Consider the following 3,632-nt stretch of genomic DNA (forward strand, 5'->3'; position numbering starts at 1 on the left):
AGGGGAATTTTTAAAAAATTGACAAAAGCTTTATGGTATTATAAAAAATAAAAGGAATGATTATGCAACTAAAAAAGGGGTACAGCGTGGCTTTGTTATTGTTGGTGAGTCAACAGATGATAGGAGTGGCTACTCAGTCTCCAACGCAGGCGATGTCAACGGCGATGGCTTAGATGATTTAATTATTGGTGCTAATAATGCTAAAGTAGGCAAAGGATGGAGCGCAGGAAAATCGTATGTTGTGTTTGGCAAAGGCAAACAAGATTACACTAATGTCATTAATTTATCAGATATTGCCTATGGTATAGGTGGCTTTGTTATTAATAGTGCGTCAGCGGGTGATCATATTGGTTGGTCAGTCTCTAGCGCAGGCGATGTCAACGGCGATGGCTTAGATGATTTAATTATTGGTTCTGCTAGCCCTAGTAGAATAAAGATAGCTGAATTGTATGTTGTGTTCGGTAAACAAGGCACCGATCCCATTAAATTATCAGCCATTGCTGCTAGTAAAAGCGGCTTTGTTATCAAGGTTGATTCAGCACATGATTTTAGTGGCCACTCAGTCTCCAGCGCAGGTGATGTCAATGGCGACGGCTTAGATGATTTGATTGTGGGTGCTAAATATGCTCACAGTCAAGGATTTGAATCGGGTAAATCGTATGTTGTGTTCGGCAAAAAAGATAACACCACTATTGACTTATCAGACATTGTCGCTGGCATAGGTGGCTTTGTTATCAATGGAGAGTCAGCGAATGATGTAAGTGGCATCTCAGTCTCCAACGCAGGTGATGTCAACGGCGACGGCTTAGACGATTTAATTGTGGGTGCTCAGTATGCTAGTCCAACCAATAAAATACACGCAGGTAAATCGTATGTTGTGTTCGGCAAAAAAGACACCGATCACATTGAATTATCAGCAATTTCTGACGGCATAGGTGGCTTTGTTATCAATGGCGAGTCAGCATATGATAAGAGTGGCTACTCAGTCTCCAATGCAGGCGATGTCAACGGCGATGGCTTAGACGATTTAATTGTGGGTGCTTACTTGGCTAAGACGGGCGATTTACACTCAATCAAAAAATATGGTGTAGGTAAATCGTATGTTGTGTTTGGCAAAAAAGATAACACCGCTATTGACTTATCAGACATTGCCGCTGGCATAGGTGGCTTTGTTATCAATGGAGAGTCAGCGAATGATGTAAGTGGCTACTCAGTCTCCAGCGCAGGCGATGTTAATGGCGATGGATTAGATGATTTAATTGTGGGTGCTTATCAAGCTGCTCCAAGAGATAAATCACACACAAGCAAATCACATGAAGCTTGGGGTCCCGATCCAAGTGGCAAGACAAAGGCAGGTAAATCGTATGTTGTGTTTGGCAAAAACAACAACACCAATGTTATTGAATTATCAGACATTGCTGCTGGTATTGGTGGCTTTGTTATTAATGGCGAGTTAGCGGGCGATTATAGTGGCTACTCAGTCTCCAGTGCAGGCGATGTTAACGGCGATGGATTAGATGATTTAATTGTGGGTGCTTATGGTGCCAGTTCATCTGCAGGTAAATCCTATGTTATCTTCGGCAAAACTGATACTGGATCTATAGATTTATCAAAATTAAGCTATGAGTCAAAATACGCCATTGATTACCTCGGCAATAAACATACCAACACTCTTACTGGCACCACTAAAGATGAAATCTTTGTTGCTGGCGCAGGCAACGACACCCTAATAGGCAACGGTGGTATGGATGTATTCAATGCAGGCGTAGGCAACGATGACATTGTTATCAACGCCAGTAACATCACCGCACTAGAGCAAGTCGGCGTAGGCAACCGTGCTCGTGTGGATGGCGGTGGCGGTATTGACACCCTTAAATTACAGGGTGCAGGCTTAACCCTAGATCTAACCAAGATCAGCGACAGACGCATTCAAGACATTGAAGTTATTGACATTACAGGCTCAGGCAACAATACCCTAAAACTCAACTTAGATGATTTATTACACGCTTCTAGTAGCACCAATGTTCTTAAAGTATTGGGAAATAGTGGTGATGAAGTGATTGCCACTGGTTTTGATGATTCAGCAACTGAAAAAACTATTAATGGCGTCACTTATCATGTTTACACTCATGGTGACGCCAATGCTGAACTTTGGGTTCAAAAGGGTGTAACACTTAGAGAAGTGAAGTGTGGCTTTGTTATCAAGGGTGAGTCAGAGAATGATTATAGTGGTTACTCAGTCTCCAATGCAGGTGATGTCAACGGCGATGGATTAGATGATTTAATTGTAGGTGCTTATCAAGCCAGTCTGAGTGGTAAATCAAACGTAGGTAAGTCGTATGTCGTGTTCGGCAAACAAGACAACAATGCCATTGAATTATCAGCCATTGTCGCTGGCACAGGTGGTTTTGTTATCAAGGGTGAGTCAGAGAATGATTATAGTGGTTACTCAGTCTCCAATGCAGGTGATGTCAACGGCGATGGATTAGATGATTTAATTGTAGGTGCTTATCAAGCCAGTCTGAGTGGTAAATCAAACGTAGGTAAGTCGTATGTCGTGTTCGGCAAACAAGACAACAATGCCATTGAATTATCAGCCATTGTCGCTGGCACAGGCGGTTTTGTTATTAATGGTGAGTCAATGGGTGATGAGAGTGGTTACTCAGTCTCCAATGCAGGTGATGTTAACGGTGATGGATTAGATGATTTAATTGTGGGTACTTATAAGATAGGTAATTCGTATGTTGTATTTGGTAAACAAGACAACACCGCTATTAGTTTATCAGCCATTGCCACTAGCGCAGGTGGTTTTGTTATTAATGACGAGTCAGCACATGATCATAGTGCTGGTTACTCAGTCTCTAGCGCAGGCGATGTCAATGGTGACGGCTTAGATGATTTAATTATTGGTGTTAATAGTGCCAATCCGAGTGGTAAACCAAACGCAGGTCAATCGTATGTCGTATTCGGCAAACAAGACAACAATACCATTAATTTATCAAACATTGTCTCTGGTATTGGTGGCTTTGTGATCAAGGGCGAGTCAAAGAGTGATTATAGTGGCTACTCAGTCTCCAACGCAGGTGATGTCAATGGTGATGGATTAGATGATCTAATTGTGGGTGCTTATCGGGCCAGTCTAAGCGGTAAATCACAAGCAGGTAAATCGTATGTTGTGTTTGGCAAAAAAGACAATACCGATGTCATTGAATTATCAACCATTGCCGCTGGCACAGGTGGTTTTGTTATCAATGGCGAGTCAAAGAATGATCATAGTGGCTACTCAGTCTCCAACGCAGGTGATGTCAATGGTGATGGATTAGATGATCTAATTGTGGGTGCTTATCTGGCCGCTCCAAGCGGTAAATCACAAGCAGGTAAATCGTATGTTGTGTTTGGCAAAAAAGACAATACCAATGCCATTGAATTATCAGCCATTGCCGCTGGCACAGGTGGTTTTGTTATTAATGGCGAGTCAGAGGATGATTTGAGTGGCGGATCAGTCTCCAGCGCGGGCGATGTCAACGGTGATGGTTTAGATGATTTAATTGTGGGTGCTTATGGCGCCAATCCAAACGGCAAGTCACACGCAGGTAAATCCTATGTCATCTTCGGCAAAACTGACATCGATG

At 42.6% G+C, this 3,632-nt stretch carries 2 pseudogenes; both read left to right on the plus strand.

The features are described 5' to 3' along the window. Positions 1-97: 97 nt before the first annotated feature. A pseudogene (locus BAZSYMA_RS10640) lies at positions 98-229 on the plus strand (integrin alpha); the annotation flags it as partial. A 12-nt stretch (positions 230-241) separates the two neighbouring features. Then, positions 242-3,632 (plus strand): annotated as a pseudogene (locus tag BAZSYMA_RS03505) (hypothetical protein); the annotation flags it as partial.

Origin of the sequence: Bathymodiolus azoricus thioautotrophic gill symbiont (genome assembly GCF_001298715.1) — a bacterium.
Classification (GTDB): Bacteria; Pseudomonadota; Gammaproteobacteria; order PS1; family Pseudothioglobaceae; genus Thiodubiliella.